21 protein-coding genes and 2 pseudogenes are annotated in these 24,753 nt (G+C 67.0%); 10 read left to right on the forward strand and 13 right to left on the reverse strand.

The window, feature by feature from the left end; all coding sequences use genetic code 11:
* Positions 1 to 30: 30 nt before the first annotated feature.
* Positions 31 to 183: pseudogene (locus NRF20_RS45855) on the forward strand (IS5/IS1182 family transposase); the annotation flags it as partial.
* Between the two features lie 68 nt (positions 184 to 251).
* Positions 252 to 1,493 (forward strand): IS4 family transposase, encoded by a 1,242-nt coding sequence (locus NRF20_RS45860; RefSeq protein ID WP_413754680.1) that lies wholly within the window; start codon positions 252 to 254, stop codon positions 1,491 to 1,493.
* A 397-nt stretch (positions 1,494 to 1,890) separates the two neighbouring features.
* Here the strand turns inward: NRF20_RS45860 and NRF20_RS45865 are convergent, their stop codons facing one another.
* Positions 1,891 to 3,129, reverse strand: a complete 1,239-nt coding sequence (locus tag NRF20_RS45865) for an IS4 family transposase (RefSeq protein WP_413754469.1) — start codon at positions 3,127 to 3,129, stop codon at positions 1,891 to 1,893.
* Positions 3,130 to 3,195: 66 nt separating this feature from the next.
* Positions 3,196 to 4,110, reverse strand: a complete 915-nt coding sequence (locus tag NRF20_RS45870) for an IS982 family transposase (RefSeq protein ID WP_398635387.1) — start codon at positions 4,108 to 4,110, stop codon at positions 3,196 to 3,198.
* Positions 4,111 to 4,180: 70 nt separating this feature from the next.
* On the opposite strand from NRF20_RS45870, the gene NRF20_RS45875 reads away from it, so the two are divergent.
* Together NRF20_RS45875 and ltrA (NRF20_RS45880) are read left to right on the forward strand one after the other, a co-directional pair.
* Positions 4,181 to 4,570: a hypothetical protein gene (locus tag NRF20_RS45875; protein ID WP_360948763.1), complete on the forward strand. Its 390-nt coding sequence runs from the start codon at positions 4,181 to 4,183 to the stop codon at positions 4,568 to 4,570.
* 700 nt (positions 4,571 to 5,270) lie between these two features.
* Positions 5,271 to 6,635 carry a group II intron reverse transcriptase/maturase gene (ltrA, locus tag NRF20_RS45880; protein ID WP_413751803.1) on the forward strand — a complete coding sequence of 455 codons (1,365 nt, stop codon included), beginning with the start codon at positions 5,271 to 5,273 and terminating at the stop codon, positions 6,633 to 6,635.
* 300 nt (positions 6,636 to 6,935) lie between these two features.
* Here ltrA (NRF20_RS45880) and NRF20_RS45885 read toward each other — a convergent pair whose 3' ends face one another.
* The 5 genes from NRF20_RS45885 to NRF20_RS45905 all read right to left on the reverse strand — a co-directional run bounded on the left by NRF20_RS45885 (position 6,936) and on the right by NRF20_RS45905 (position 12,362).
* Positions 6,936 to 8,177: an IS4 family transposase gene (locus NRF20_RS45885; RefSeq protein WP_413754530.1), complete on the reverse strand. Its 1,242-nt coding sequence runs from the start codon at positions 8,175 to 8,177 to the stop codon at positions 6,936 to 6,938.
* A 56-nt stretch (positions 8,178 to 8,233) separates the two neighbouring features.
* A complete protein-coding gene (locus NRF20_RS45890; protein WP_413754502.1) occupies positions 8,234 to 9,292 on the reverse strand; it encodes an IS630 family transposase in 1,059 nt (352 codons plus the stop codon).
* Between the two features lie 139 nt (positions 9,293 to 9,431).
* Positions 9,432 to 11,249, reverse strand: a complete 1,818-nt coding sequence (locus NRF20_RS45895) for a hypothetical protein (RefSeq protein ID WP_413754470.1) — start codon at positions 11,247 to 11,249, stop codon at positions 9,432 to 9,434.
* Entirely contained in the window at positions 11,173 to 12,147 is a 975-nt protein-coding gene (locus NRF20_RS45900) for a caspase, EACC1-associated type (RefSeq protein ID WP_413754471.1), read from the reverse strand. Before NRF20_RS45900 ends, NRF20_RS45895 begins: the two co-directional genes overlap by 77 nt.
* A gap of 2 nt (positions 12,148 to 12,149) precedes the next feature.
* Positions 12,150 to 12,362, reverse strand: coding sequence for an effector-associated constant component EACC1 (locus NRF20_RS45905; protein ID WP_398635262.1), 213 nt, complete (start codon positions 12,360 to 12,362; stop codon positions 12,150 to 12,152).
* Positions 12,363 to 12,620: 258 nt separating this feature from the next.
* Here NRF20_RS45905 and NRF20_RS45910 point away from each other — a divergent pair, with 258 nt between their 5' ends.
* Positions 12,621 to 13,052, forward strand: coding sequence for a DUF6083 domain-containing protein (locus tag NRF20_RS45910; protein WP_398635261.1), 432 nt, complete (start codon positions 12,621 to 12,623; stop codon positions 13,050 to 13,052).
* A gap of 157 nt (positions 13,053 to 13,209) precedes the next feature.
* Entirely contained in the window at positions 13,210 to 13,482 is a 273-nt protein-coding gene (locus NRF20_RS45915; protein ID WP_398635260.1) for a DUF6225 family protein, read from the forward strand.
* A 69-nt stretch (positions 13,483 to 13,551) separates the two neighbouring features.
* Here NRF20_RS45915 and NRF20_RS45920 read toward each other — a convergent pair whose 3' ends face one another.
* Positions 13,552 to 14,793, reverse strand: a complete 1,242-nt coding sequence (locus NRF20_RS45920; RefSeq protein WP_413754701.1) for a hypothetical protein — start codon at positions 14,791 to 14,793, stop codon at positions 13,552 to 13,554.
* A gap of 116 nt (positions 14,794 to 14,909) precedes the next feature.
* Entirely contained in the window at positions 14,910 to 15,035 is a 126-nt protein-coding gene (locus NRF20_RS45925; RefSeq protein WP_398635259.1) for a hypothetical protein, read from the reverse strand.
* 233 nt (positions 15,036 to 15,268) lie between these two features.
* Between NRF20_RS45925 and NRF20_RS45930 the strand changes: the two genes are divergently transcribed.
* A complete protein-coding gene (locus tag NRF20_RS45930) occupies positions 15,269 to 16,192 on the forward strand; it encodes a site-specific integrase (RefSeq protein ID WP_413754473.1) in 924 nt (307 codons plus the stop codon).
* A 36-nt stretch (positions 16,193 to 16,228) separates the two neighbouring features.
* Positions 16,229 to 16,459, forward strand: a complete 231-nt coding sequence (locus tag NRF20_RS45935; RefSeq protein WP_413754474.1) for a hypothetical protein — start codon at positions 16,229 to 16,231, stop codon at positions 16,457 to 16,459.
* An 864-nt stretch (positions 16,460 to 17,323) separates the two neighbouring features.
* Here NRF20_RS45935 and NRF20_RS45940 read toward each other — a convergent pair.
* Positions 17,324 to 18,163 carry an IS5 family transposase gene (locus tag NRF20_RS45940; RefSeq protein WP_413754386.1) on the reverse strand — a complete coding sequence of 280 codons (840 nt, stop codon included), beginning with the start codon at positions 18,161 to 18,163 and terminating at the stop codon, positions 17,324 to 17,326.
* A gap of 907 nt (positions 18,164 to 19,070) precedes the next feature.
* Here NRF20_RS45940 and NRF20_RS45945 point away from each other — a divergent pair.
* Positions 19,071 to 19,625, forward strand: a complete 555-nt coding sequence (locus NRF20_RS45945) for a hypothetical protein (protein WP_413754475.1) — start codon at positions 19,071 to 19,073, stop codon at positions 19,623 to 19,625.
* Between the two features lie 94 nt (positions 19,626 to 19,719).
* Here NRF20_RS45945 and NRF20_RS45950 read toward each other — a convergent pair whose 3' ends face one another.
* Both NRF20_RS45950 and NRF20_RS45955 read right to left on the reverse strand, forming a co-directional pair.
* Positions 19,720 to 20,163, reverse strand: a complete 444-nt coding sequence (locus tag NRF20_RS45950; RefSeq protein WP_413754476.1) for a glycosyltransferase — start codon at positions 20,161 to 20,163, stop codon at positions 19,720 to 19,722.
* Positions 20,164 to 20,288: 125 nt separating this feature from the next.
* Entirely contained in the window at positions 20,289 to 21,095 is an 807-nt protein-coding gene (locus NRF20_RS45955; RefSeq protein WP_398634419.1) for a transposase family protein, read from the reverse strand.
* A gap of 714 nt (positions 21,096 to 21,809) precedes the next feature.
* On the opposite strand from NRF20_RS45955, the gene ltrA (NRF20_RS45960) reads away from it, so the two are divergent.
* Positions 21,810 to 23,075, forward strand: coding sequence for a group II intron reverse transcriptase/maturase (ltrA, locus tag NRF20_RS45960; RefSeq protein WP_413754477.1), 1,266 nt, complete (start codon positions 21,810 to 21,812; stop codon positions 23,073 to 23,075).
* Between the two features lie 285 nt (positions 23,076 to 23,360).
* Here ltrA (NRF20_RS45960) and NRF20_RS45965 read toward each other — a convergent pair.
* A pseudogene (locus tag NRF20_RS45965) lies at positions 23,361 to 23,932 on the reverse strand (exonuclease domain-containing protein).
* Positions 23,933 to 24,753 lie beyond the last annotated feature (821 nt).

Raw genomic sequence — 24,753 nt, forward strand, 5'->3', positions numbered from 1 at the left:
TCGAGTCTCCATTCGAGCCGGGGCGGTTCAGAGCGGAACACCGTCGAGCGCCTGATCAACAAGCTGAAGGCCTGGCGTGGCATCGCCACCCGATACGACAAGACCCCGGACAGCTACCTTACCGGCCTCCACCTGCGCGCCTCGATGATCTGGATCAAAGACCTCACCCCGACCATCCGGTGATCACGACTCGATACACGCCCTAGATGCAATACCGGTGACTTTGAGGGTGTCGGTTCGTTGTGTTGAGTGTGCCAAGGCCGGGACAGGTGAAGTCGGTCGGGGGCGAGCGGTTTTCGGATCGCATCGCTCTCGGAGTGTTAACGCGCACGTTTACGCCGGATCTGGTGGACGAGGTGGTGGCGGAGTGCGGGCGTGTTGAGCAGCGCCAGCGGCTGCTTCCGGCTCGGGTGGTGGTGTATTTCGTGCTGGCGATGTGCCTGTTTTCGGGGCAGGGGTATGAGGAGGTCGGGCGTCTTCTCACGCAGGGTCTGGAGCGCCAGGGCCGCTGGGCAAAGGGGTGGCGGGTGCCTACGAGCGGAGCGATTGGGCGGGCGCGGCTGCGGCTGGGGCCGGAGGTGTTGAAGGCGTTGTTCGCCCGGGTGTGTCGGCCGGTGGCGGTCCCGGGGTCGCGTGGCGCGTGGTTTCGGGGGCTGCGGTTGGTTGCTGTGGACGGGACGACGTTCGATCTGCCGGACACGGTGGCGAATGCCGGGTCTTTCGGGCGTCCGGGGACGGGTCGTGGTCAGGGCAGGAGTGCGTATCCGCAGGCCAGGGTTGCGGCTCTGGTCGAGTGCGGCACTCATGCGGTCTTTGCTGCCGAGGTCGGTCCGCTGGCGGTGCACGAGACCGTGCTGGCCGGGCGCCTGTTCTCGTCGTTGGCCGGGGGGATGCTGCTGATGGCCGACCGCGGGTTCCTCGGATTCGACCTGTGGCGGGCCGCCGCGGCAACCGGCGCCGACCTGCTCTGGCGGGTCAAGAGCAACGCGGTGCTGCCTGTGGTGAAGTCGCTGCCCGATGGTTCCTACCTGTCGGAGATCGTCGCCGCCCGTGACAAGAACCGGCGGGCCGACCCGGCCCGGGTCCGCGTCATCGAGTACACCCTTGGCCCACGCGGGAAGGACGGCACCGTCTACCGGCTGGTCACCACCCTCCTCGACCCGGACACTGCGCCGGCGGCGGAACTTGCCGCGCTCTACGCCGAACGCTGGGAGATCGAGACCACGCTGGACGAGATCAAGACCCACCTGGGCGGGCCACGGCTGGTCTTGCGCTCCCAGCACCCGGCCGGGGCCGAGCAGGAGATCTTCGCGTTCCTCCTCGTTCACCATGCCGTGCGGGACCTCATGCACGGAGCCGCACGACAGGAGGGACACGATCCGGACCGGATCTCTTTCACGCGCGCCGTGCGCGTTGTCCGCCGCCAGGTCACCGCCCAGGCGGGTTTTTCCCCCCTCCCGACTCACGCGGGCCCTCGCACAGACTCTGCTTGAAATCGGTCAACGGCTCCTGGAACCAAGGCGGTTACGCTCCAATCCCCGTGTCATCAAACGCAAGATGTCCAACTGGGCCCTCAAACGCACCGAACACAACAACCAGCCCAGGCTGGACACCCCAGTCATCACCCTCGTCGGACCCACCAAACCAGCCCCGACCTCCCGGAAAAAGACCTAAATCACCGGTATTGGCCCTAGATGCAATACCGGTGTTTTAGGGCTTCACTCGGGGGGTTGGGGCTGTTTTGGTGGGCTCGACGAGGGTGACGACGGGGGTGTCCGGGCGAGGCGGGTTGTTGTGTTCGGTGCATTTGAGTGCCCAGTTGGACATTTTGCGTTGATCACTCGCGGGTTGGACCGTAACCGTCGTGGTTCCAGGAGACGTTCGGTGATTTCATGCAGGGTCTGCGTCAGCGCCCTGGTGAGCCGGGAGGGGGGAAAGCCCCGCCTGGCTGGTGGTCTGCCGGCGGACGACGCGCAAGGTGCGGGTGAAGGACATCCGGTCCGGGTCCTCTCTCTCCAGCTGGGCCGCCTGGTGCATGAGGTCGCGCAGCGCGTGATGCACCAGGAGGAACGCGAAGATCTCCTGCTCCACCCCGGCCGGATGCTGGGAGCGCAGGACGAAGCGGGGTCCGCCCAGATGGGTCTTGATCTCATCGAGGGTGGTCTCGATCTCCCAGCGCTCGGCATAGAGCGCGGCCAGTTCCCTGGCCGGCGCGGTGGCCGGGTCCAGGAGCGTGGTGACCAGCCGGTAAACGGTGCCTTCTCCACGTGGGCCCAGGGTGTATTCGATCACGCGGACCGGTGCCGGGTCAGCTCGCCGGTTCTTGTCCCGGGCGGCGACGATCTCCGACAGGTACGAACCATCGGGCAGCGCGGTCACCATGGGCAGGACCGCGTTGCTCCTGACCCGCCACAGCAGGTCCGCGCCGGTCGCCGCGGCGGCCTGCCACAGGTCGAAGCCGAGGAAGCCCCGATCGGCCAGGAGCAGCATTCCCCTGGTCAGCGAGGGGAACAGGCGGCGGGCCAGGACCGTCTCGTGCACCGCCAGCGGCGCGACGTCGGCGGCGAACACGGCATGGGTACCGCACTCGACCAGGGCCACGGCCCTGGCCTGCGGATAGGCACTCCTGCCCTGCCCACGCCCCGTTCCCGGCCGCCCGAAGAAGACGGCGTTCGCCTCCGTATCGGGAAGGTCGAAGGTCGTGCCGTCCACCGATACCAACCGCAGACCCCGAAACCAGGCTCCCATCGTCGCCGGGACCGCCACGGGTCGGCAGACCCGGGCGAACAACGCCTTCACTGGCTCCGCCCCCAGCCGGAGCCGGGCCCGTCCGATCGCCCCGCTGGTGGGCACCCGCCACGTCTTCGACCAGCGGCGTTCCCGTTCCAGGCCCTGGGTGAGAAGCCGTCCGACCTCCTCATATCCCTGCCCCGAGAACAGGCACATCGCCAGCACGAAATACATCACCACCCGTGCGGGAAGCAGGCGCCGACGTTCCTCCGTGCGTCCGCACCCCGCCACCACCTCATCCACCAGCTCCGGCGGAAACGCACGCGTGAGCACTCCCAGAGCGATGCGATCCGAAAACCGATCACTCTCAACTGCCTTCAACTGTCCTGGCCTTGGCACACCAACTCAACGAGCCAGCACCTGCAAAGTCACCGGTATTGGCCCTAGATGATCTATTCCAAGGGGTCAGTGATCGTAGGCGATCAGTGAGCGTAGGACGGTTTGTCCGGTGGCGTCGTTGTGCCAGATCGCGGCGGTCAGCGCGAGGATGCGTTGCATGACGCGGGCTATGACACCTCCGGGTGTGCGCCCTCGGTGCCGTTCGAGGTCAAGCTGTCCCTTGAAGGTCTCGTTGATCGATTCGATGACCTGTCGCAGCGGCTTGAACAGGGCTGCGCCAGGCCGTTCCCGTTCACCTTTACGGGCAGGCCGCAGCAACTGGACTCCATGCTCGGACAGTTCGCGTTCGAAACCACGGCCGAAGTATTTCTTGTCGCCGATGAGAGTCTGTCGGGGGCGCTCTCGCAGAAGCTCGCATTCGGCTGCCAGGAGGTCAAGGAGGGTCTCGCGTTCGTCGGCCTTGGCCCCGGTCAGGGCGAAGGCGATGGGCAGGCCCTGAAGGGTGCAGACCAGGTGCAGGCGCAGGCCCCAGAAGAAGCGACTGTGGCTGGCGCAGTAGCCGTATTCGGCCCAACCTGCCAGGTCGGAGCGTTTGACGGTCTCGCGGGAGCGGCCGCATTCCACCGGGGTGGAGTCCACGACCCATACGTCGTCGCTCCACACCGAGGTGGTGGTGGCCAGGATCCGGTTGACGCTTCGCATCAGACCGGCGGCCTTGCGCAGCCGCTTGTTGTAGCCGGGCTGCTGGGGCAGGTAGGGGAAGAGGTGGCGCAGGTGGGCACGGGCATGGCGGAGCCATTTGGCCTCGGAGGTGTAGCCGAGTATGGCCTGCATCGTGGCGAGGGTGACCAGTTCGGCATCGCTCAGGCGGGGCGTAATGCCGACCAGCGGGCGCCACGGCGCCAGGTCGGGATGCTCCTTCAGCATGTCGTCGGTCGTCGCATAGAGTGCTGTCGCGAGGGTGTCCACGTCGTTCGTCACAAAACGATCTTGGACACCCTCGTTCTCGTCTCCGCAGGCACCCCTTGGACCACACCACCAGGAGGAACCAGTGTCATACCCGCAACTGCTCACCCCCGAGGAGAAGCTCGCCGACGCGAAGAAGCTGTTGAGCCTCCCGCGTATCGTCGTGATCTGCGGCTCCACCCGCTTCATGACCGAGATGAGCGAGGCCGATCTGCGGGAGACCAAAGCCGGAAAGATTGTCGTCAAACCGGGCTGTGACATGAAGTCGCCGCACGAACTTTGGTCCGATCCTGTCGAGGCCGAGGCGCTGAAGGTTCGACTCGACGATCTGCACCGGGCGAAGATCCGGCTCGCTGATGAGGTGCTCGTAGTCGGCGACTACATCGGAGACAGCACCCGAGCCGAAATCGCCTACGCCCGGTCGCTGGGCAAGCCCGTGCGGTTCACGCACCCCGAAGTCGACCCTGACGCCTGACCGCCCGCTGCCACCTCGACAACCAGGGCCGGCAGCCCGCCGCCTGACCGTCTCGCGGTGGCTTCGGCCGCCGCCCACCCCACACCCTCCGCAGGCATCCCTTGGAATTGATCATCGTACGTCCAGCAGTCCGGGCGTCATCGCGACCCAGAAGGGATGTGAACAGATGTAACCGGACGTCAAGTTCAGGGCAGCCAGCCGGTGCAAGTCCGGTCCCGGGAGACGCCAGGGTCCCCGGTAGCTGACTCCCGGCGTCGTTTGAGAGGGCGGCGTCGAAGTGGGGTGACATGCGTCCTTCGGGGGCGTGCGACCGACCAGTCCGCAACATGAAGTGAAGCTTGCAGCGTCGTTAATTCCAGCTCGCCCTGCGGGGCGGGCCAAGGAGGTGCCGAGCCCGTGATGATCTGGCGAAGGCCATGGAAGGCGTCCGGGAACCTGGAGCGGGTGCCGAAGAACCTCCCGGCGTAAGGAGCGTGGAATGGTCGGAAGGTTGTCCTGGGAACTGGAGAGGGCCTACTCGGCCCCGGATGTGCGGTCCGGGAGCGTGGCCCGCCTATAACCGGCCGAACCGGGAAGTGGCGGGCTGCCGAGAGGCAGTCGGAGGGGGTCGTAGTAGTGCTGATCGGCGGGACAACACAACCCGTCAGGAGCGAAGGGCCCCTGCTTCATCGATGCGTGACACGAACAGGGAGGTGCCCGGATGAGTGCCGAAACGGCTAGATCCATCCGCCGGGAGGAAGGCCCCGCAGGACCGGGCGGCCGGCCTCTGGACAAGGTCCGAGCCTTGCAGTGGACGCTCTACCGCTGTGCCGAGCAAGAACCCGAACGACGGTTCCATGCCCTGTATTGCCACGTCCACCGCATGGACGTCTTGTGGCGGGCATGGTCGGTCGTGTGTGCGAACCGGGGCGCGCCGGGCGTGGACGGCGTGTCCGTCGACGCGGTGGCCGCCGCCGGGGTGGAGGTGTTCCTGAAGGACCTGTCGGAGCGGTTGCGGACGCATACGTATCGTCCGTCGGTGCTGCGGCGGGTCCAGATTCCCAAGCCGGGGCGGCCGGGAGAATTCCGGCCGCTCTCGATTCCCACCGTGGCGGACCGGGTGGTGATGACGGCCGCGAAGCTGGTTCTCGAACCTGTCTTCGAGGCCGGGTTCACCGACGCGAGCTATGGGTTCCGGCCCAGGAGGTCCGCGATCGACGCGTGCGAGGCAGTGCGCGTGGCTGCGAACCAAGGGCGGGAGTGGGTGTTGGAGGCCGATATCCGCGACTGCTTCGGGACGATTGATCATGACGCACTCGTCGCTCAGTTGGCGAGGCGTGTGGTCGACCGGTCGGTGCTGAAGCTGATCCGGGCGTGGTTGCGGATGGGAGTGCTGGAGGGCGGGGTTACCTCCCCGACCGGGGCGGGAACCCCACAGGGCTCACCGATTTCCCCCTTGCTCGCCAATATCGCCCTGCATGTCCTCGACGAGGCATGGCGAGAACACGGGCGAAGGCTGGGGGAGTTGGTGCGCTACTGCGATGACTTCGTGGTCCTGTCACCGACCAGGGAACGCGCCGAGCAGGCGCGTGAACTGGCGGCGCATGTGCTGGGTGGTCTCGGGATGCGGTTGCACCCCGAGAAGACCGGCATCGTCTGCCTTCGTGAAGGCGGGCAGGGCTTCGATTTCCTCGGCTTCCATCACCGCAAGGTGGAGTCGTGGAAGCGGCGGGGCAGATTCTACCTGCAACGCTGGCCCTCGGCCAGGGCGTTGGGGGTGCTGCGGGACAAGGTCCGTGCCGCTACCTCCAGTTCCCGGACCGAACGGCCGGTGGCCGCCGTGGTGGCCGACCTCAACCCCGTCCTGCGGGGTTGGGCGGCGTACTTCCGCAACGGGAACTCCGGACGGAAGTTCAACGTGGTCGACGGCTACGTCCACGAGCGGCTGGCGATCTTTGCCAGCCGAAAACACGGCCTCAAGGGTCGGAACTGGACCACCCACTACACCTATGAGTGGACCACCCGGCTCGGGGTCTACCGTCTGACCGGGAACGTACGCGGGGTGGCAGCGCATGCCCAGCGGTGAACGATGTCGGAAAGCCGTGTGCGGGAGAACCGCATGCACGGTTTGAAGCGGCGGGGGCTGGAAACGGAGCGGAAGCCACCGCGCCAGTCCCCGACCCTACTAGTAGCAATACCGGTGATTTAGGTCTTTTTCCGGGAGGTCGGGGCTGGTTTGGTGGGTCCGACGAGGGTGATGACTGGGGTGTCCAGCCTGGGCTGGTTGTTGTGTTCGGTGCGTTTGAGGGCCCAGTTGGACATCTTGCGTTTGATGACACGGGGATTGGAGCGTAACCGCCTTGGTTCCAGGAGCCGTTGACCGATTTCAAGCAGAGTCTGTGCGAGGGCCCGCGTGAGTCGGGAGGGGGGAAAAACCCGCCTGGGCGGTGACCTGGCGGCGGACAACGCGCACGGCGCGCGTGAAAGAGATCCGGTCCGGATCGTGTCCCTCCTGTCGTGCGGCTCCGTGCATGAGGTCCCGCACGGCATGGTGAACGAGGAGGAACGCGAAGATCTCCTGCTCGGCCCCGGCCGGGTGCTGGGAGCGCAAGACCAGCCGTGGCCCGCCCAGGTGGGTCTTGATCTCGTCCAGCGTGGTCTCGATCTCCCAGCGTTCGGCGTAGAGCGCGGCAAGTTCCGCCGCCGGCGCAGTGTCCGGGTCGAGGAGGGTGGTGACCAGCCGGTAGACGGTGCCGTCCTTCCCGCGTGGGCCAAGGGTGTACTCGATGACGCGGACCCGGGCCGGGTCGGCCCGCCGGTTCCTGTCACGGGCGGCGACGATCTCCGACAGGTAGGAACCATCGGGCAGCGACTTCACCACAGGCAGCACCGCGTTGCTTTTGACCCGCCAGAGCAGGTCGGCGCCGGTTGCCGCGGCGGCCCGCCACAGGTCGAATCCGAGGAACCCGCGGTCGGCCATCAGCAGCATCCCCCCGGTCAACGAAGAGAACAGGCGCCCGGCCAGCACGGTCTCGTGCACCGCCAGCGGACCGACCTCGGCAGCAAAGACCGCATGAGTGCCGCACTCGACCAGAGCCGCAACCCTGGCCTGCGGATACGCACTCCTGCCCTGACCACGACCTGTCCCCGGACGCCCGAAAGACCCGGCATTCGCCACCGTGTCCGGCAGATCGAACGTCGTCCCGTCCACAGCAACCAACCGCAGCCCCCGAAACCACGCGCCACGCGACCCCGGGACCGCCACCGGCCGACACACCCGGGCGAACAACGCCTTCAACACCTCCGGCCCCAGCCGCAGCCGCGCCCGCCCAATCGCTCCGCTCGTAGGCACCCGCCACCCCTTTGCCCAGCGGCCCTGGCGCTCCAGACCCTGCGTGAGAAGACGCCCGACCTCCTCATACCCCTGCCCCGAAAACAGGCACATCGCCAGCACGAAATACACCACCACCCGAGCCGGAAGCAGCCGCTGGCGCTGCTCAACACGCCCGCACTCCGCCACCACCTCGTCCACCAGATCCGGCGTAAACGTGCGCGTTAACACTCCGAGAGCGATGCGATCCGAAAACCGCTCGCCCCCGACCGACTTCACCTGTCCCGGCCTTGGCACACTCAACACAACGAACCGACACCCTCAAAGTCACCGGTATTGCATCTAGTGGCTTGTCACGCAGCCTTCGCCGGGTATTCGGTCCAGGATCTGATCGGTGAGTCGGGTGCGAAGGCCGTCTTCGGCTCGGCGTTGGCGTTGTGCCAGCGGACGTAGGAGGCGATGGCGGCGTTCTGCTCGTCGTGGCTGCGGTGGTCGGTGCCGTTGAGTGCGAAGTAGCGCAGGGCCGCAAACTCGGACTCGATCCAGTTCAGCCAGGACCCGTAGGTCGGCAGGAAGACCAGCTCGACGTCGTTGTCAGCGGCCCAGGTCCGCACCTCGGCGTGCTTGTGCGGGGAGAAGTTGTCCAGCACCACGTACAGCTTCTCCCCAGGCCAGCGGGCTCGCAGGGCCTTGAGGAGGCCGAGGAACTCGCGCCACCGCTTGCGCTTTCGGATGCGGTAGTACAGCTTGCCGGTGGCCAGATCGAGGGCGGCGAGCATGTGCATCACGCCGCCGTAGCGGTTGTAGGTGGCTCGCAGCCTGCGCGGACGCCTCACCGGGCCCCACGCCTTGCCCTTGCGGGGCATCAGGTTCAGCGGTCCGAACTCGTCGACGCATATCACCCGTCCGTCGGCAGGCGGGGTGTCGTACAGCTCCAGGATGCGGTGCATCTTGGCGATGAACTCCGGGTCGGTGGACGCCTTCCACGTGGTGGTGGTCTTCCAGGAAATCTTGCCGGCGCGAAGGATCCGGCGCAGGGTCTCCCTGCTGATGGCCGCTGTCACCTTCTGCTTGATGAGGTGGTCGGCGAGCTTGCTCAGGCTCCAGGTGGAGAACGCGGTGATCTTCCAGTCGGCGGGGGACGTCCGGGCGATCAGGCAGATGTGCTCGCGCACCTTGTCACTGATCGTCCTTGGGCGTCCCCCGCTCCATTTTGGGTCCAGCGCATCCAGCCCCTGCTCGTTGAAGGCGTGGATGACGTCACGTACGTAGTCCTCGCTGACCTGCATCAGCACGGTGATGTCCTTGACCGTCTGGCCCTGGGCGGACATCAGCACCACGATCGCCCGGCGGAGTTTCACCGGGTCCTTCGCGGTCCGGCTGATCCGCTGCAGCTTCCGGCCCTCCTCCATGCTCACAGGCCGGACGAACACACTCGGTCGACGTCCCACAACCACCTCCAAGATCAGTCTTGGAGACAGTCTGCTGGGTCACGAGCAACAGGTCGATTACCCGCCGAAGGCTGCGTGACAAGCCACTAGTAGGGCTTGGTCAGGTCGGTTGTAGTGAGCCCGTCCGCAGCAGCGGCGCCGAGGGCTTCGACACGTCCCACAGCCGCAGGCGCCCCTCGGCGCTCCCCGCCGCCAGCGTCCGGCCGTCCGGAGCGAACCCCAGGGTGTACGTGGTGCCTTCGGGGACGCCCCGCGCGGCGAGCCTCTCGGGCCGCCGGGGGTCGGTGACGTCCCACAGGGCGAGCTCCGAGGCCGTCTGCGCCGCCAGCAGACGGGTGCGCGGGTGGAAGGCGATGGCCGCGCTGCCCTTCAGCTTCAGTGTCCCCGCCTTCACGGGCACGTTCCGGCGCGAGATGTCCCACAGCTGGACCCGCCCGCGGCGCTGGCTGGTCGCCAGCACATCTCCGTCCTTGCTGAACGCCAGGTTGAGCACCGGCTCACGGTGCCCTGCCGACACCTCGACCGGCGTCTCCGTCAGATAGGCCGCGTAGAGGCTCGACCGGGTTGCGGGCGTCCGTGCCGCGCGGTAGGCCGCCAGGCTGAGCCGCAGCGCGGTCTGCGGATCGCGTTCGCGCATGGCGTCCGCCTGCGCTGCCACCTGATCGGCCAGCAGGACGGTCGCGCGGCCTTCCGCGTCCCGTTGCGCACCGCGCGCCAGTACGGCGAGCGTCGTGGCGAGCAGGGCCAGGACGGTCACGACGGAGACCGCGGCCCGGCGCAGGTTTCTCGTGCGGTGCTCCGCGCGACCGCTCGCGCGGAGGAAGTCCCGATCGACGGGCCGCATGGGCAGGGTGCCGCCGCTGCCGGCGAGCTGGGTGCGCGCCGACGCCAGCTGATCGCCCCGGTACAGGCCGCTCTCCGGACGTCCCGCCTCGTGCCAGCCGTCGGCCGCATCACCGAGCCTTCGGCGTGCGAGCAGCCCGGCCCGGTCGTCCGCGATCCAGTCCCGCAGCTGTGGCCAGGCGTTGAGCAGGGAGTCGTGGCACAGCTGTGCCTCGTCCTGGTCGACGACGACGAGCCGGGCCGCGGCCAGCCGTCCGAGTAGATCAGCGACCCGGTCGAGTTCCCGCACGGGGACGCGGCGGCGCACCGCACGGCCGCCGTCGTCGACCACCAGGACCATGCGCAACAGCAGTTCCCGCAGTCGGGTTCGGTCGTCGGCGCCGAGCGCGTCGTGGACCTCGTCGGCGGTCCGGGCGACGGAGGTGCGGATCCCGCCCGCCGCCTGGTACGCGGCGAAGGTCAGCGTGGTGCCGCGGCGCCCGGACCAGGTCTGCCGCAGGGCGTGGGCGAGGAACGGCAGCGCGACCGCGTTGCCCTCCGCGGCCCGCTCCTGGCGCAGTTCGCGCAGGATGTGGTCGGACAGCCCGTCCTCCAGGCGCAGCCCGGCGTGTTCCGCGGGCTGTTCGACGGCCGCGCGCAGTTCGTCGTCGGACATGGCGGAGACGGTGAACTGCCCGGACCTGATGATCCGGGCGAGCCGTGCGTCGTTCAGGCCTTGGTCGTAGAAGTCGGCGCGCAGACCGAGAACGATACGCGGGCCGTCGGGGCCCGCCCCGGCCAGGGCGCGGACGAACAGTTCACGCTCCTCCACGTCCCGGCACTGGGTGAAGATCTCCTCCAGCTGGTCGATTACCAGCACGCCCGGCCCGGCGCCACCGAACCGTCCAGTGCCCAGCTCGCTCTCCACCTCGGCGAACGGCCGCCCCACCGCCGTTGCCCAGCTCTCCACGAGCGTGCGGAACGGTCGCGTGCCGGGCCCCGGCACCAGCAGCACGCCCTCACCCTCCAGACCGGCCACGAGTCCGGCCCTGAGCAGGGAGGACTTGCCAGCCCCCGATGCGCCGACCAGGACCACCGGCCCCGCGTACCCGGCTCACCAGGCCGCGCGTCAACTCCTCGCGGCCGAAGAAGAGCTGGTGCTGCTCCGGCAGGAACGGCCGCATTCCGGGGTACGGACACGGGCCGCCACCCTGCTCGGGCACCGGTCCCATCGAGGCGTCACGGACGAGCCTGCCGGGGTTGCGGGCGAGGACCAGGTCGGAGGCCCGGCCGACACCGTCCGAGTGCGGGCGTGCGGCACTGCCTTGGAAACGGTGGTCGAGTATGCGGTAGAGATCGAGGAGGGAGAACCAGGCCGGCCCGCCCGGATTGCCTTCCGTCAGCAGCCGCAGCAACTCCCCGCTGAAGAGCGTGTGTTCCGCGCCTGCGGGCGTGAACGAGGCCGCGTAGTGCGTCGCCGATGCCAGCAGAAAGCTGCCCTCGGGGCGGGCCGAGGTGATGACTTCGCGGTACGACTCCTGCGGCGCGGCCTGCGCGAGGCCCGAGAAGCAGCAGTCCAGGACGACCACCGTGCTCGCCGCGGCCTTGCCGAGCCGCTTGCCCACCTGGTCGTAGGGGACGGCGTGGACGGTGTCGTCGGCCGAGGAAGTGCCCGACGTGGCGAGGTACAACTGCCGCCCGGGGCCGACCAGACCGTGGCCGATGAAGTAGAAGAGGACGACTCCGCCCTCGGACGCGTCGATGGCGGCCTGCACGGCGGCGAGCACCTCGGTCGGCCCTTCCGGGCCGATGATCTCGGTGACCCTGCCGTCCATGCCGCAGTTCTCCCGCGGTACCGCGGCGACGGCCCGAGCCGAGCGTGCGGCGCCCGGCAGATCCGACAGCGCCACGCGGCCGCCGCTGCTGTACCGGCCCGTACCGACCACGATCGCATGGCAGTTGGCGCCGCTTAAGTCACCCCGTTGATCCCCCATGGTCAGTTCTGCTCCGCCGTGTCCGGCTGCCGGTCTTCCCGCCCGTTCGCGGGAGGGTCGGGCTGCGGCGGCTGCTGGAGCGCCTCGGCCACCCGCTGCGCGAGACCGCCGGTCCCCTCGGCCGTCAGCCCGCGCACCCGCTCGGACGTGACCGTGACCTGGGTACCGTCCGGCCGGGTGATCGTCACGGTCTGGTTCCCGCGTCTGCTCTGCAACCAGGCTCCGGGATGTCAATTACGTCCTGGACGTGACTGAGTTGCGGCTTGTCCTGCGAGCGCTTGATGAAGTGGGCAACGTCAGCATCAGCGCGGCCTGAGACCAGGCCCTCGTCGTTCCGGCCCGCGGGGCTGCGAACTCTGGGCCGCCGCATGCCCCGTGTGGCGCCTCGCAGCGCACCCGAACGGTTTTTCCCCACCCGGCACGGCTGGATCGCGCCCTACCCGCCCTGACGGCCTGCCCGGACCCTGAACATCATGGGGGATACCGGAGACACCACACCAGGCTCGGACAACACCGACAACGCGTTCCATGCCCTCCTCGAAGGCGCCACCGCCCCACGACCGCCCGCCCCACCCGACTGTCCGTTCTGTGGCCTCCGCCAAGACCGCTACGCCACCCACTACGAAGGCCACTGGGTCCTCCTCGAACCCCGGATCGTCGTCCCCGCCCACACCGTGCCCCCGCGTCGGCGCTGGATCATCACCTCGGCCGGGGCCGCCATGAACCTGTGGGATGCCGAACCACTCCCAGGCGCCCGGTGCCGGATCGCGCACCGCATGGTCTGCCCCTACCTCCAACCCGAAGACCCCTGGCCCTGGACGACCGCGCTCCGGCAGGAGAACAACCGCCGGGCACAGCGCCTGTTCAACCTCCCCGACGACTGGGACCTCCCCAGTACGGGTTGACCGCGCGACCGCCCGGTACGGTGTCCAGCGGTCGGGTTCGGTTCACCGCCGGTGATCAGTTCTTCACCCCGACCCCTTGTACCCCGGATCAGCGCTCTGGCCCGGGGTGCAGCCGTGTCTCCACCACCAAGGCAACCCAGTCCGGCAGCCTGTGCCCATGACCGACATCTATGAGCACGCCCCGAAGATCTGGAACGCGGCGCAGCTTCGCGACGCGCTGAAGGACCTTCCCGATGACGCACCGATCCATATCGGTGTGGCGGAGGACTCCGGTGATTTCGACGGGTACCGCGAAGGCGTGCTCGTGGATGCTCATCGGGTTGAGAACTGGTGGCCAGCCACTGCCACCACGCCGGAACGCATCGAGACCGAAGAAGCGCTGACGCTGTTCGCCGACTGGCAGCCTGGTGCGTACGACCGCCTGGACTGACTCGGGTTCGCTACCGGGCCGCTGTCGCCCACCGCATCCAGCCCATTAACCCGTGCGTCGCGGCCTGCTCTATGTTCGCCCCGGGCGTGCGAAGGACGGCCCCTGTCTCTCGTCAGGATGCCGCTCGTCGGGCCCCCACTGGGGGATGGTGTGCAGCAGTTCCAGTCGGCGCTGGACGGCTTCGACCGCTCCGGGGCGCCGGCCAGGTACGTGGCGGCGCAATGAGACCAGGGGTGGGCCGAGTTCCCGGGCCTGCTGTAGGTCGCGAAGTTCCTGCCACTGGTGGTGGGCGCGGTCTACGGCGTCTTCTACGGCGGGGTCGTCCGGGGGCTGTTGCCGGGCGAGGCGAGCGTCGGCGGCAGCCATCCACAGCTCGCAGCTGCGCGCCGGATCGTCGGCTATGCGAGCGAGGTCGGCCCGGACCTCCAGCCAGTGGATGGTCTGCACGGAGCCCGCGCTGTAGGTACGCAGAGCCCACTCCTCCCACATGGCTGCGAGTGACGCGGCCTCGCCGTGCCGCCCCGCGTGGGCGGCGGCAAAAATTGCAGGCAGCGGGTCCTCTTCGGCCACCCTGAGGTTCTCCGAAATCGGAGCAGGTGCAGGTGCAGGCTCCTGGTGTGGCCGGTTCGGTACCTCGACAGCCGATGCCGCAGGGGAGGGGACGGCTGTGTTGTCGACGGCCAGGAACAGCGCGTCGTCGGGGCCGGCTTGGGCGGCGGCCTGTTCGTGGAACTGGGCGAGCGGCGGGTTGATGCCGCTGCGCCAGGTGGTGGCGAGGGCCTTCAGGTAGGCCGGTTCTGCGATTCGGCGGCGGGGCGGCGGCGGGGTGATCCGGCCGTATACGCGGATTCCATAGCCGAGAGCGAGGCCCTCGGTACGGAGCTGTTGCCAGGCGTCTGGGGTGGCGACCATGTCGGTGACGACGGTAGTGGTGCCCGGTCGGCGCAGTTTGAGTTCGCTGGCCAGCCAGTGCCAGGGCAATGCGGTGTAGCGCAGGGTGGTCGGCGTGGTCCGGGCGAGTGCGAGGTGGATCAGGTGCTGCTTGTGGTCGAGGTGGAGTTGTCCGGTGATGTAGAGGGAGAGTGGGCCGGGTGCGGCGGCCGCGGCGCGGATGCGGGTGAGGACGGTCTGCGGGTCGGTCGGGTCGGCGAGTTCAACGATGGTGGCCGCTGTCGTGCCGGTCAGGATGCTGGGCGGGACCGCCGCGAGCGTGGGTAGGACGCTGGTTGCGTCGATGAGACAGCCCTTGCCGGCCGGGGCTGCCGCGATTAACAGTGCGGTCCCGGATGCCGTGTCCTCCCCGTTGATCATCACAAGAGCACCGTAGCCGCTGCCCGGCTTGCGAATGTAACCAGCGGTCAACTTCTGTCCGATGACTAGCGGGAGGTGGGCATCAACAACCCGCCGGGGGAACGGTCCGGGCGGCCCTATTGGTGAAGCGGGTCGGTGGCGAGGGTGATGGTCATCCACGGCACAGCGACTTGGCGGAAGCTGTGTTCGACAGGCTCGAGGCTGCTCTGCTCGGTGAGGCTGAAGATCGTCACCGTGATCATTGCCGAGTCGTCTGCGACGGAGACGAGGTGGGTCCCACCGCGCGGGCAGAAGTCGCGGTGCAGGGTCGGGCCTGTTGACCGAACTAACTCATGTGTTCTCGCAGGTCAGCTGGGGTATCTGCTAGCTTCCCGACGTGCTTGATGAACACCGTCCCGGAAGGGACCTGAGGGGCTTCGTCCTGCCCGAGTTAGGCCGATTACTGGAGACGGGAGACCCCTGGGAGCCGTACAGGGTGCTGGATCCGGTCGGGAAGCCGGTCGAGCCCACCGTGCTGTACCTCAAGGAGCTGATGGCGAGGGACAGCTCGCCGCTGACGCCACGTTCGTACGGCATGGATCTGCTGCGCTGGTTCCGGTTCTTGTGGGTGCTCGGGATCCAGTGGGACCGCGCGACCCGGGAGGACGCCCGGGACTTCATGCTGTGGATGAAGCTGGCGCCCAAGCCGGTACGCGTCCATTGGCGCCACCGAAGCAAGGCTCTCTCCGAGATCCCACCGCCTCGCGGTGACAGGCAGGCGCCGGGGACACCGAATCTGGTGACCGGCAAGCCCACCGTCGGGACGAAGTACTCGCCGAGAACCCGTGCTCACTGCGAGACGGTGCTGCGGCAGTTCCACGACTTCCACCTGGATGGCAACGTTGGGGCACTGCTCGTCAACCCGTTCCCGCTGGTTCGTGAACGCCGCTCGGCTTGGCCCGGGTCACAGAGCGATGGTGAGAAGAAGCACCGGAACCGGCGCACGGGCCTCTACCGTCCGACCGTTCCTCAGCTGATCCCTCGGCGGATTCCCGACGAGAAGTACACCGAGGTCTTCGCCGGCCTCCGCTCGCACCGCGACCGGGCCCTGCTGGCCTTCTGGGTCGCCACCGGTGCCCGCGCCGAGGAACTGCTCACCGCCAAGCAGGGCGGTACGGTCGTCGGCGAGCAGACCATCGGCGTGGTCCGCAAGGGCAGCCGCGAGTACCAGGAGCTGCCCGCCACCCCGGACGCGTTCGTCTGGCTGCGGCTCTGCCAAGAGGCCGCCTGGAAGAAGGGCGTCCCTCGCGGCGGCCGCTACCCACTGTGGTGGACACTACGGCACCCTTGGCGGCCTCTGGAGTACGACGCGGCCCGCATGATGTTCAACCGTGCCAACGAGCTCCTGGGAGCCAACTAGACCCTTCACGACCTGCGGCACACGGCGACGTTCCTGATGCTCGACGACCCGAACATGCCGCCGGTCTACGTGCAGAAGATCCTCGGTCACAAGCGCCTGTCGACCCTGGACATCTACAACCGGCCCGCCAGGGACGACGTCATCACCGCCGCGCTTACCCACCATGCCCGTCAGGAACAGCGACGCAAGGAGCCTCCCGTGCCTGTCGACGAGCCGTCCTATAACCCCGACTCCTTGTCCATCCTCTTCGGCCGGGACGTGTCATGACCAGCGCTGCGACACTCGTCGCCTCGAGTTTCGTCCCGCGGGACACGAGTTTGGTGGGCGCGGAAGCGCTCACGTTGATGGACCGATTCCCACCTCGGGAGAGGCCGAGTACGTGGACGCAACGGCCGTCTCGCGTGGAGAAGTCCTTGAGTGGCTGGCTCGTCCGCCATTGCGAGCTACGGACAGCAGCGCTCAGGCAAATCGGATGTTCGGTGCACGTCTCCTGCTGGATTGGTTGGCGGCCTTTCCCGATGAGACCTGGCAACAGCGCTGGCAGGCGAGCCCGGCCCATGGCCAGCAGATCGCGTCCCAAGGATGGAGGGGGGCTTTTCGCGACGTGGGCCCGCTCGGAAGCACGTGTGTCCCGGCGTGAGACGCTGCTGGTCGGGGTCCTGGCGCTGCTCTGTGCGGATGCTGTCAGACCCGGCCCGGAGTTCCTTATCGGATCGAGATCGCGGCATCTTCGGCCGGCTCTGGAGGCAACGCGCGACCCCGAGGGGTTTGCCCGGTTGAGAGCGTCACTGCCGACCAATCTGTCGTCGGCTGATGGTTCGTCCGGGCTGAAGACCATTGCGGAGATCATGGCTTGCCAGGGCGGCACCATCGAGGACATCGTCGTCGGTGACCTGCTGCTATGGCACAGCACGAACCAGAGCAAAGGCAATCGGCGGATCGAGCTCGCCTACACCTGGCTGCGCGACTTGGGCCTCTTTCCAGCGAACGCACCGCACACGCTGTTCCGGATCTCGCACCGCACTGGGCAGCTCACTCCGGCAGACCTTTGTGGACCGCTACGGGCTGCAGTGCCGTCCGGTCCGCGATCTCTCAGAGGGCGTTTAGAGTGGGCGACTTGCCCCTTATGCCCTAGTAGGTTCCTCGCCAGGTTGGCGTGGTCTCGTCCGTTATGCGCTTGGCGAGGTTGTCGATCGAAGCGAGGTGGATCATGGCTTCGGAGCTGACGGAGAGGGTCTCGTAGTCACGGACAAGGCGTCGGTGCATCATGATCCAACCGATACTCCGCTCCACCACCCAGCGCCTTTTCAGGACGTGAAAGCCGCGAGTTCCGGGGTTCTTGTCGACGACTTCGACATCGATTCCTAGCTTCGCGCCGTGTTCGACGACGGCCTTCTTGAAGCCGGTGTCGACCCAGCTCTTGGCGATGGTTGGGTAGGTGTTTTTCGCCTGGTCGAGGAGGCGTATCCCCAGGGCGTTTTCAGAGAGGCTGGCGGCGGTGACGGTCACGGCGAGGATCAGGCCGATCGTGTCGGTGAGGATGCCTCGCTTCCGGCCCACGATCTTCTTCGCGGCATCGGTTCCCTGGCTGGTCACGGGCACGTTGGTGGAGGTTTTGATGCTCTGGGTGTCGATGACGGAGGCCGTCGGATCGGGCTTGCGGCCTTCCTTCACGCGGGCCAGGGCGGTGAGGTCGTAATTGAGCTGGGCGAAGATTCCCTCGTCGCGCCAGGCGGCGTAGTAGAAGTAGACGGTGCCGTGGCCAGGAAAGTCATGCGGGAGGTATTTCCAGGGGATTCCGGTGCGGTTCAGGTAGAGAATCGCGTCGAACACATCGCGGAGTTCGACCTTCGCCGGCTGACCGGTTGGGCGGCGGTCGAGCCGGGCTTTCCGCCAGGCCGTCAGAGTCGGCTCGATCAAGGCCCACCGGGCGTCGGACAGGTCGCTGGGGTACGGCTTGCGCTGGCTCACGCTGTACCGTCTTCACGGATGGCGCGGAATGGATTGTTCCGCTGACCATCGGGCGGTTCTGTCGCATTTTCAAACCAGACGGACTTCCGGTAGTAGAAGTTCGCGAAACGGACTACGAGGTTCACCCATCAAGGGGAGATGAAGCCCGCATAACGGCTGTAATCATTATGAACTGAGGCAGCGATAGAAGCCGCTTTTCGGAACAGAGGTACTTAAACGCCCTCTTAGTCGCCTATCTTTCCCATCGGTCCGTAGGCCTTGACATCACATCATTGCAGGTGCTCACGATCTCGCTGGCGCTTCGGTTCTGGGATGATCTGGAGCGGCATCATCCGGGCGTTGACTCTCTTCGGCTGCCAGCCGAGGTGATCACTGTTTGGAAAGTCGTCCTGGCTACGAAGACCGTCCGCAACTGAACTTGAATGCGTGATGTCGGTCTGAGCAAGTGGGGCTTCCGGACGAGACATGGGATAACCCCGTGGTAGGCCCGGGCCCCCTTCAGGGCTACTCTGCAGGCCGCTGCGGTCATCCGTGGCGAACTCAACCCGGCCTATGAGGAGCACTTCAGATGGCTCGCACTACTCCGCCGCGCCCTCTCGACGTCGAGGCTCTGTTCCCCGAGGTGATCGTTCATCGTCGGGATGCCGTCCGACTGCATCCGCGTGTCGGCAACCCCAGCGCGCGTGAAAGCTCACTCGGCGGACCGCTGCTGTGGCCACGTGCGCAGCCGTGGCCCCGCTGCGACGACGACCACCCACGCACGGCCCTCTCCCCGCCGGGAGTGGGGTCGATCCCGCTGGTGCCAGTCCTTCAACTCTTCGCCGCCGACGTGCCTGAGCTGCCGTTCCCTACTGGAATGGATCTGCTGCAGGTGTTGTGGTGTCCGTTTGATCACGAGTATGGCTACGTGCCTCGCCCCGAGATCTTCTGGCGGGACAGTTCCCTGATCGACGTCGAAGCAGTTGCCCCGCCCCGCCCTACCGGCACCCACAATGACTACCTCCCGGACCCATGCGTCCTGCATCCGGAACGCGTCACCGACTACCCGAACTGGGATCTGCCCGAAGGCGTCGCAGATGCACTCGAGGACAGGTTTGAGCAATTGGAGGAGGAAACCGGCTGGTCCTACTGGTCGCACCTCTCCGTGTCCGACGGAATCAAGGTCGGTGGCTACCCGACCTGGACGCAGGACCCGTTCTGGCCCACGTGCCCGACCTGCAACCAGCGCATGGACCACCTGCTCACCATCAACTCCTCCGAGTTCGACGGCGAGAGCTGGCGGACCTGGCTACCCATCGAGGACACCCCCGCCACGGGCACAATCTGGGACCTGCCCTACGAGGAACGCACACGGATCCAGCGCCCACCAGGGCTCATGATCGGCGACATGGGCGGCATCTACCTCTTCGAATGCCTGCGGTGCCCCGACAGACCCTTCGCCTATCACTCCGACTGCTCCTGACAACCGTCTCCCTCATGGTCAAGTACCAGGCCAGTGCCCGCCAGGCAGCCGTCGATGACCGCAGGCTGGTACTGAAGCATCTTGAGCTTGCGCTTCACCGCGCGGGTGACCTGACCCAGGTCAGCGGCGGCGAGGTTGCCGATGTCGCGTTTGACCAGGGACCAGATGCCCTCCTGCGGATTGAGGTCCGGTGCGTAGGTCGGTTGTCGAGCTGGTCGCCCCGGCTGACTGAGGCAGGCAGTGGGACTAGGACCGCACGCTTGCCGAGCGCTTCGAGTTCGGCAAGGGTCGTGGCACCGGCGCGGCCGATCACCAGGTCTGCCAGCCACAGGGCGCCGGCCATCTCGTCGTGCAAGTACTCCATCTGCCAGTAGCCGGGGATGTCCTGCAGTGCCGGATCGAGGTTGCCCTTGCCGCGAACGTGGACGATGGAGAAGTGCTCGCGCAACAGTGAGAGCTGGCTCTGAACGGCGGCGTTGACGCGCTGGGACCCGCTGCTGCCACAGAAGATGAGCAGGACGGGCTTGTGGGTCGGCATGCCCAGGCGGGCGCGCAGTCGTTAGCTGCCCTTGGAGAACAGGGCGTCCGGGCGTTCGCGCCGTATGGTCGCCACTGCGGCGCCGATGCCGCACAGCACGGTGAGTGACGTTTTCTCAGCGGTGATCATTTCCAGGTTCCGTTGAGGACGAGGGCGGCGCGGGCGATGTCGCCGATCCGGCTCGGGCTGAGGGTGACGTACTGCAGGGTGCGCCAGCGCTGTTTGAGCTCGGCGGCAGCGCGTTCGCCGAGGGCACGGATTCCTCTGATCAGGCTGTTCGTGGTTCTCGTGTCCGCGTGCAGGGCCTGCTCGGACCGGCCCTTCGGGCGGCGGACCGGGACAAGAATGTCGATACCGGCCCCGATGTAGCCCTTGTCGGCCAGGGTCGGCAGTCCGTCGGCCGCGGCCTTGTACAGAGCAGGAAGGGCGTGGATGCGTGCGGCGGTGATGTCGGGAGTGGAGCACGGTTCGACATCGGAGACCCACAGCGGGGTGCCGTCCGGGGCGGCCAGGAACTGCACGTTCCCGCCGGACGCCCTGTGTTTCTGGCTGAACCCCAGGTCGTTGCCGTTCTCCCGGACCCCAGCGACGCGGTCGGACTCGATCAGCGTGCCGTCCAGGACCACGTGCGTCATGCCCTCGCGCCGGCAGCGGTCCCAGACCTCGTGGAGGTCTGGGGCCTGGTCGGCGAGGACGTCGATGCCTTCGTGGAGGTAGTAGCCGGTGGCCTGGGAGACGCCGGCGTCCCGGGCCAGACAGTGCACGCAGCCGCGCTCGCGGAACCAGCGCAGCACCAGCACGGCCTGATGAAACGGACCGAGTGCTCGGCTGCCTCGCGGAGTACCGATGCGTCGTCGGTGGGCGGTCAGCAGGCGGGACAGGTACTCCACAACATGGCGCGGGACGTCGAGCGTGGCAACATAGGTGACCAACGTGAAGCCTCTGGTGTTGCGGACGATCTTGTGGTGAGACCTGTCCTACCAGGGGCTTCACGTCTGTCCGCAGTCGGGTACGCCGCCTCCGGCCCGCTCATGCATGGGGTGTTCACACTTGTCCTGTCTCTTGTGTCCTGAACATGAAATGGAGTTGGTTGTAGGCAAGCTTCCATAAGTGGTGCTGTGCGGAAGATGAAGGTTTTGTGGCCCTTCGGAGCCGCCCTGCGGGGGGAGGCTTCAAACCACCTCATGCTGCGTTGGCTGAAGACCGTCGTGGTGAGCGATGAGGAGAAGGCGTCGTAAGAGACGTCAGGTGGGGACCGGAAAGACGAACGCAAGTGAATCGCTGCTGACGCGTCGAAAGACAGACAGGCGACATCAAAACCGGTGTGTGAGACAGACCCCGGGATGAGCCTGGCGGGTGCCCGTCTATTGGCCAGGTGGTGTCCGGCGTGTAGGCGACGTGAGTCCGGTCTGCGGCTTCCGCATGGAACAGGAGAAGGCAGCCCCGATACCGCCCGCCGCGTAACGGCGGCGAGAGGGAGTGCCCCAAGCAGCGGACACTGCGAGGGGTCGAGTACCGAAGCGGGGCGTGCCGGCGGACCGGCTCGTAGTAGTGCTGAAGCCTCTGTAATGGGGGTGGAGCGAAGGGGCCGGGTCGTTCGTGACTGTGTTGATCGCATCAACCGGAGTGCGTCCGGGAGGAGTTCGGTGGACCAGTTGAAGTCGCAGACCAAGCCGTTTGAGATTTCGAAGTGGGAAATCAAAGAAGCGTGGGAGGAAGTCAGGGCGAACAAGGGCGCCCCAGGGGTGGATGGGCAGAGCATCGCCGACTTTGAGAAGGACCTGAGGAACAACCTCTACAAGGTCTGGAACCGGATGTCGTCGGGCTCGTACTTTCCTCCTCCGGTGCGCGCGGTGGCCATTCCCAAGCCACAGGGACGCGGCACGAGAACGCTTGGTATTCCCGCTGTCGCCGATCGGGTGGCGCAGACCGTGGTGGCCCGGCATCTGATGCGACGGGTGGATTCTGTTTTCCATCCGGACAGCTTCGGATACCGGCCCGGACGGTCCGCCTTGGATGCGGTGGAGAAGTGCCGGGACCGCTGTTGGAAAAGGGACTGGGTGGTCGAGTTCGACATCTCCCAGTTCTTCGACAGTGTGCCCTGGGATCTGCTGGTCAAGGCGGTGGAGGCGCACACCGATGCCGTTTGGGTGATGTTGTATGTCCGGAGGTGGCTTGCCGCCCCGCTCAAGATGCCCGACGGCACCCTGCTGGAACGGGAGCGCGGGACCCCGCAAGGGGCCCCGGTTTCTCCCGTGCTGGCGAACCTGTTCCTGCACTACGCGTTTGACACCTGGATGGCCCGGGAGTTCCCGACCGTCTGGTTCGAACGCTATGCGGACGACGCAGTGGTGCACTGCGTCACTGAGCGCCAGGCCCGCCAGGTCCTGACCGCGCTCTCGGACAGGATGGCTGAGGTCGGGTTGCACCTGCACCCGGCCAAGACCTGGATCGTGTACTGCAAGGACGGCAGACGCCACGGCTCCTTCGAGCACACCGCGTTCACGTTCCTCGGGTACACCTTCCGCGCCAGACGCAACCGGACCCGGCACGGCAGATTGTTCCTGTCGTTCGACCCGGCCGTCAGCAGCGACGCCCTGAAGAAGATGGGGCGGGAGGTGCGCTCATGGCAGCTGCACACCCGCTCGGACCTGTCCTTCAACGACCTTGCCCGATGGATCAACCCCGTCGTGGCGGGCTGGATCAACTACTACGGCCGCTTCCGGCCGTGGGAGCTGCATCCCTTCGTGATGCGCATCAACGCCTACTTGGTGCGCTGGATCCGCCAGAAGTACAAGCGGCTCAAGGCCAAACGAAAGGCCCTCGCAAAGATGCAGGAGATCGCCCGGCGATACCCCCGCATGTTCGCGCACTGGCGACTCACCGTGACGGTGAGCGCGGTGGTGGTCTGACGATCAGAACGACAAGAGCCGTGTAACGGGCGACTGTTACGCACGGTTCTGTGAGAGCCGAGGGGTGAGAATCCCCTCGGCTACTCGGCGGTGAGCTTGTCTTTGGATCTTGTCCTCAGCTATGGGGTTGCCAAGTCGGCTGAGAACACTCGGCGCAGGATTCTCAGTGAATCTGGCTTCCGCGGAATATGCCGTGGGCTGAGAGCCAATCCCGGAGATCCGTCTTGATGCGCCCGGCCCCAATCTGCTGTCCAGCCTCCGCGTGCAGAGGAATGCCCAGCGCGGTCAGCACGGATCCGGCCAGACGCCCCGCTCAGACAGGTGGAGAACGAGGGCGGCGATGTTCCAGGCATCGTCCTCGCCGCAGTGGTGACGGCCTTCGAGCCGCCGCCCGGCGATCTCCAGGGCCTGTGTCATGCCAGGGCGTTTGCGCAGGCCGTATGCCTCGGTGAAGGCCGCTTTGGCGTTGGTGTGGTGCCGGCCGAAGGGATAGGGCGTCCGGGTGTCCTGGCACTGCCGGGTGAACTGGTTGCGGTCGTAGTCGCCCCACTGGCCCACGGGCGGGACCCGGCGTGGTGTTCGGCCGCCAGCAGCCGACACGCCTCGGCGAAGCTGACCCCTCCGTCCACCTCGTGTTGCGTGAGGCCGGTCAACTCCGTGCAGAACTCGCTGACCGTGGACCGGGCGGGACGCACCAGGATCCGATGCCGGGCGAGGCGCTCCGCGGTGGCCAGGTCGACGACGGTCAGCCCGATCTCGATGATCTCGCTGACCGCGCCCGGCGGTTGGCCGCGGGCCCAGCAGGTGGCTTCGACATCCACGACGTTCAGGAGGCGCTCGGCCCCGGTGCTGTCCATGGCGGGAAGCGTAGGGACGAGTGGCGGCCGGGGCACCTGGATTTTCCTGCTGCGGTGAGGATGCGGCGGTGCCGCCGCCCCCGGGCAGGCGGCGGGTGCGGGGCGGCGTCGCGGTCGGGCGGGCCCGGTCCCGAACCAGGCGATGTTCGCCGCTCGGCGCGCGAAGCGGTGAGAATCCGACAGCTCGGATGAGACCGAGTGAGAATCCGCCAGATTCAGTGCGACAGGAGTGCGCCACGAGGCGCTATGCAATCGAGTGGAGGTGAAAGGCCGCCACCGCCGGGTCGTCGCAGCGGCCTGGTGAAGCTGGGGGCAGCCTGACCCGGGGAACGCCGGGGAGGGTGGCAAGCGGCCCCGACAACGGCGGGACGTGCCGGGACCACCGGATGGTGCGGGCCCGTCTAGCGAGGTCAGAAGGTGCAGCGAAAGCGAACCAGTGGTTGAAGCTCCGTAAGCACTGAGCCGGCTCAAACCTGGTGGATACGGGCCGGTATGCAGCGCGTGACCTGCTTGTCCTCGGACGGGTGGGTCAACTCCGAAGCCGGATTTCCTGTTCCGGTGGGGAGGCCACGTTGAAAGCCTGCGGCGTAGGCGTGGCGATTGTCGGCGTAGAGCTGGGCGTCTCCCTGACCGATCGATTGTGTGGTGAACGTGGGAACCATCCGCGGTCGCCCGAGCCGCCGGACAGCCAGTTCGGCGGTGGGCAGGTCCGTTGCCGACTGATGGCCGTGGATGGGGCGGAGGCCCCGTAGTAGTCGCGGGAGTAACGACCCGCCGTGGAGACCGGGAAAGCCGGTCGCAGGGCAAAGGGGGCCAGCAAG

Source organism: Streptomyces sp. R-74717 (assembly GCF_047305335.1).
In the GTDB taxonomy this organism is placed as follows: Bacteria; Actinomycetota; Actinomycetes; order Streptomycetales; family Streptomycetaceae; genus Streptomyces; species Streptomyces atratus.